Source organism: Nitrobacter sp. 62-13 (assembly GCF_001896955.1).
Classification (GTDB): Bacteria; Pseudomonadota; Alphaproteobacteria; order Rhizobiales; family Xanthobacteraceae; genus Nitrobacter.
In genome coordinates this window covers 1-4,940 of sequence record NZ_MKRN01000152.1, presented here as the reverse complement: position 1 = coordinate 4,940, position 4,940 = coordinate 1, and the positions used below count along the sequence as shown (strand labels likewise).

Below are 4,940 nucleotides of genomic sequence, written 5' to 3'. Positions count from 1 at the left end.
TGCGCTTGTTAACCCCATCGTGGACGCCGGCGGGGTTTCTTGTCCTCTGTATGGACGTGTGGGACCTATGGCGAAATCAGAGACACCGACGACCATCAAGAAATATGCAAACCGGAGGCTCTACAATACCGGAACCAGCACCTATGTGACGCTCGAAGATCTCGCGGCGATGGTCAAGCAGGGCGAAGACTTCCTGGTCTTCGATGCCAAGACCGGCGACGACATCACCCGCTCGGTGCTGGCGCAGATCATTTTCGAGCAGGAAAACAAGGCCGGACAGAATCTGCTCCCGACCACGTTCCTGCGGCAGCTGATCCGCTTCTATGGCGACAGCATGCAGATGGTGGTGCCGAAATATCTCGAACGATCGATCGACATGCTCACCCAGGAGCAGGAGAAGTTTCGCAAGCAGATGACAAGCACCTTCAGCGGCACTCCTTTCGCGCCGCTCGAGGAGCATGTCCGCCGCAACATGGAATTGTTCGAGCGCACCTTTGCGATGTTCAAGCCGTTCGTGCCGCCGCGCGGGGGCGGCGCCGCGCCCGAGCCGGAGAAAGCGCCCGATGCACCGAATGAGGGCGACAATATCGATGAACTTCGCCGCCAGATGAAAGAGATGCAGGAACGGCTCGAACGGATGTCGAAAGAGCCGAAGAAGGAGTAGGCCTCGCGGCGCGCCCTGTGCTGGCCTCTCACGGATTGGTGCGTTCGAACTGGCGCAGCAACTCGTTGCCGCGCTGAACCGCCTCATCCATCGCGGCTTGCGCGCTCTTCTTGCCGTTGAAGGCCTGTTCGAGTTCGTCCTCGATGACCGCGCGGATCAAAACGAAAGAGCCAAGCCGCAATCCCCTCGAATTCTCGGTCGGCGGCTTCAGGGTCATCTGTTCGATCGCGATCGCGGATCCCGGGTTGCGATTGTAAAAGCCCTGCGCGCGGGTGAGGTCGAACGCCGCGCGGGTGATCGGCAGGTAGCCGGTGTTCTGATGCCAGGCCGCCTGGACCTCGGGCTTCGACAGGTAGGCGAAGAATTTCGCGACACCCTTGTATTCCTCGCGCGGGCGATCGCGCAGCACCCATAACGTGGCGCCGCCGATGATGGTGTTTTGCGGGGCGCCTTCGACATCCGGCCAGTAAGGCAGCATGCCGTAGCCGACCGCGAATTTGCTGTTGGCGATGATATCGGCGCGCGTCGCCGAGGAGCCCATGAAGATGCCGCATTCGCCGTGCTGGAAACGAGGCTCGGCGGTCGTCCCCCGGCCGCTATAGTCGAAGATCTTGGTCTTCTGCCACTCGGCAAGCTGAGCGACGTGATGGACCATCAGCGGGTTGTTGAAAACGAGGACGGCGTCGAGCCCGCCGAACCCGTTGCTGCGTGTTGCGATCGGCAGATTGTGCAAGGCGAGGAAGCTCTCGACATTGACCCATGACGGCCACGATGTGGTGAAGCCGCAGGGAATGCCTGCTGCGCGCAGCTTCCTTGCGGCTTCGCCGACCTCCGGCCATGTCTTCGGCGGTTTCTCGGGATCAAGACCGGCGGCGCGGAACAGGTCCTTGTTGTAATAGAGGATGGGCGTCGAGACATTGAACGGGAACGACAGCAGATTGCCCGCGATATCGGCATAGTATCCGGTAATGGCCGGAAGATAGTCCGTCGGGGAAAATGCTTCTTTCTCGTCGCGCATCAGTTCGAAGACCGGATAGATCGCGCCCTGGGCCGCCATCATGGTGGCGGTGGCGATTTCGTTGACCTGCACGATTGCCGGCTGGCTCCGCGAACGGAACGCGAAGATTGCCGCGTTCACGGTTTCGGAGTAGGTGCCTTTGTAAGTCGGCACGATCCGGTATTCGGATTGCGACGCATTGAATTCGGTGGCGAGTCGTCCGAGTTGCCGCCCGAGCTCGCCGGACATCGCGTGCCACCATGCGATCTCGACGACGGCGTGGGCCGGTGTCGGCATTGCGGCCGTGAATTGAAGCGCACAGAACAGCAGCGCCAGTTTCCATGCCGGTGTCCGCATCTTGCCGCTCCTCCGCCTGCGGCAGGGCGGCTAACGCCGCTGCCATGACCCCCTGATTAAATGACCTCCTGATTAAGACCAACTCGCGGTCGCTGCAATTCACGAGCGCCGTCTATGATCGCGTCGAGGCGCAATCGTTTGAACCTTTTTCCTGTCGAAATGACTTCATCCTAGGGGACAAGTGCCGGTGTCCCATCGTCGCGATGTCTTGAGTTCTGGCAGACTTGCTCGCATCGACAGGCGAAGCCGGCGGGCGCTAAGATCCTTGCTTGTCAGTCCTTTTAAGCCACTCTCGCCGGAGCTATGAAGGCATGGCGCGGATTGCAGACCGCAAGCCGCATCGCACGAATCCGCAAGGTCAGAGAACTTGGTCCCAGCTCAATCCCATAACCGCACGGGTGCTGAACCGCCGGAGCAGGAAGATCCGGGGACGCAGGGCCGCTCGAGTATCGTGGGCCTGGTTCGCGCGATACCGATCCGTTGGCGCATTCTCTCGATCGCGGCGTTGAATTCGGCGGTGGTGCTGGTGCTGGCGCTGCTGATATGGAGCGGCGCCAAGACGCTGGGGTCCGCGTGGGACGATGTCCGTCAGGTCCGGAAGTCGGACAAAGTCCTGGCGGTTCTCGAGAGCGAGACCGGTCGGCTGCAAAATCTGATCCATCGCTACATCAACCAGCCCAGCCCCGATCTGTTTGCGGAAATCCTGCTGTTGCGCGAGGCGGTGCTCGGCACCTTGAGCACGCGTGCCTCGACCGACCCGATGTTGTCGGGCTCCGTCGATGAACTGGAGCGCGCCACTGAACATTTCCTCCGCGGGTTCGGCGAGTTGCGCGCATTACAGACGAACATTACCAAGACCTACGAGGACCAGATCCTCGCGCCGGCCAAGGATATGGCGGGGCTCTACTCGATCATCGAGGGCGCGACCGGCCACCGCGAGGCCCCGATCTGGCCGACGCTCAAGAAGTCCCGCGAGACATTCACCGCGATGCTGGTGACCGCGAACGCCTATTATCTGGCGCCGGCATCGACCAGCGCGGACGAGGTCCGCCGGAACACCGATGCGATCGAACGCACCATTCCGGCGATGATCGAGTTCTCCGATAACGATCTCCAGCGGGACGCGCTGAAGAAACTCAAGAGCCGGACAGCGGCGCTGCACGACGGCATCGGAAACCTTTCCGAATTGCTGACCAAGCGAACGGACCTGCTGCGCAACTCGATCGACGCGAGCCAGGCGCAGACCATCGCCGCGATCGACGGTCTGTCGGTCAAGATGCGCAAGCGCGAACAGAGCGCGCAGATGACGTTCGACAACACCCTTGCGGATATTTCCCGCAAGATGCTGTCGATCGCCGCAGCCTTCCTTGCGATCATCATCGTCGCCGGCGTCGTCATCGCGCTCAGCATCCGTCAGCCTTTGCGGCAGATCATGTCGTCGATGCGCGCGATCATGTCCGGCGACTACGACCGTAAGGTCGCCGGCACCGACGCGCGGGACGAAATCGGCGCCATGGCCCGCGCCGTCGAGGTATTCCGCAAGAACGCCATCGCCAAGCGTGACGCCGAGGATGAATTGCGGGCATCGAAGGAACGGGCCGAGAGCGCCCTGCTGGAATTGAGCGCGACGCAGCGGAACCTGATCGACGCGGAGCGCCTCGCCGCGCTTGGCGGGCTGGTCGCCGGCGTCGCGCATGAGGTGAACAACCCGATCGGAATCAGCTTGACGGTGGCATCGAGTTTCGCGCGGCGCGCCGATATGTTCGATGCCGAGCTGCGGTCTGCAGCCCCGCTGAAGCGGTCGCGGCTCGAAGAATTCGTGCGGACCTGCCGCGATGCCGCCCAGCAACTGGTGGCAAACCTGCACCGCGCCGGCGAGCTGATCCAGTCCTTCAAGCAGGTCGCCGTGGACCGGTCCCACGCCGAACGCCGCCAGTTCAATTTGAGCGAATCCACCGACCAGATCGTCGCGAGCCTGCGCCCGGTACTCAAGCGGTCTCCGATCAGCATCGTGGTCGAGGTTCCGGAAGGCCTGATGATCGATGGCTTTCCCGGCTCATACGGGCAGATTTTAACCAATCTGTTTCTCAACGCCGTCAATCATGCGTTTCCGGCCGGACGGGCCGGCGCGATTTCCATCACGGCAAAAGCGTGCGCCAATGATGACATCGAGATCATTTTTGCCGACAATGGCGTCGGCATGACGCCGGACGTCCAGCGGCAGGCGTTCGACCCCTTCTTCACCACGCGCCGCAACGAGGGTGGCACCGGCCTTGGACTGCATATCGTCTACAATCTCGTCACCCAGCAGCTCGGCGGCCGTATGACAGTGAAGTCGGGGCCGGGACAAGGCACGACCTTTCACATTATCATGCCGCGAGCAGCCGCGGGCGGTGGCACGGGCAAGGATGAAACAGACAGCGAGACCAAGCGATGGCCGACCAGGATGACGTCCTCCACCTGATCGACGATTCCGGAGCCGATTCACCGGAAACTCAGACGGTACGAAAATGGAAGGTCGCCGTGATCGACGACGACCGGGCCGTACACGAGGGCACGCGCTTTGCGCTGAGCGATTACAGCCTCAACGGCCAGACCCTGGAGATCCTCTCGGCCTATTCCGCCGCCGAGGGGCGCGAGCTGATGCGCGCGCATTCCGACATCGCCGCGGTGCTGCTTGATGTCATCATGGAGACCGACGAAGCCGGCCTCGATCTCGTCGAATTCATTCGCAACGAGCTCAAGAACGAAACCGTGCGCATCATCCTGCGCACCGGACAGCCGGGGCAGGCGCCGGAGCGCCGCGTGATCGTCGATTACGACATCAACGATTACAAGGCGAAAACCGAACTCACCGCCGACAAGCTGTTCACCTCGCTGACCGCGGCGCTGCGCAGTTATCAGCAGCTCGAGCGCATGGTG

Annotated in this window: 4 protein-coding genes; 3 read left to right on the top strand and 1 reads right to left on the bottom strand. The window is 61.9% G+C overall.

Annotated features, from left to right (window positions below; translation table 11 throughout):
* Positions 1-67: 67 nt before the first annotated feature.
* Entirely contained in the window at positions 68-664 is a 597-nt protein-coding gene (gene phaR, locus BGN91_RS10710; RefSeq protein WP_292612958.1) for a polyhydroxyalkanoate synthesis repressor PhaR, read from the top strand.
* Between the two features lie 28 nt (positions 665-692).
* Here the strand turns inward: phaR and ugpB are convergent, their stop codons facing one another.
* The gene (gene ugpB / locus BGN91_RS10705) at positions 693-1,958 is read right to left on the bottom strand and encodes a sn-glycerol-3-phosphate ABC transporter substrate-binding protein UgpB (protein ID WP_292612956.1); all 1,266 of its coding nucleotides are present in this window, start codon (positions 1,956-1,958) and stop codon (positions 693-695) included.
* Between the two features lie 508 nt (positions 1,959-2,466).
* Between ugpB and BGN91_RS10700 the strand changes: the two genes are divergently transcribed.
* Positions 2,467-4,482 (top strand): ATP-binding protein, encoded by a 2,016-nt coding sequence (locus tag BGN91_RS10700; RefSeq protein WP_292612954.1) that lies wholly within the window; start codon positions 2,467-2,469, stop codon positions 4,480-4,482.
* A partial coding sequence (locus BGN91_RS10695) for a response regulator (protein WP_292612952.1) occupies positions 4,452-4,940 on the top strand: 489 nt, incomplete at its 3' end. The genes BGN91_RS10700 and BGN91_RS10695, both read left to right, overlap by 31 nt.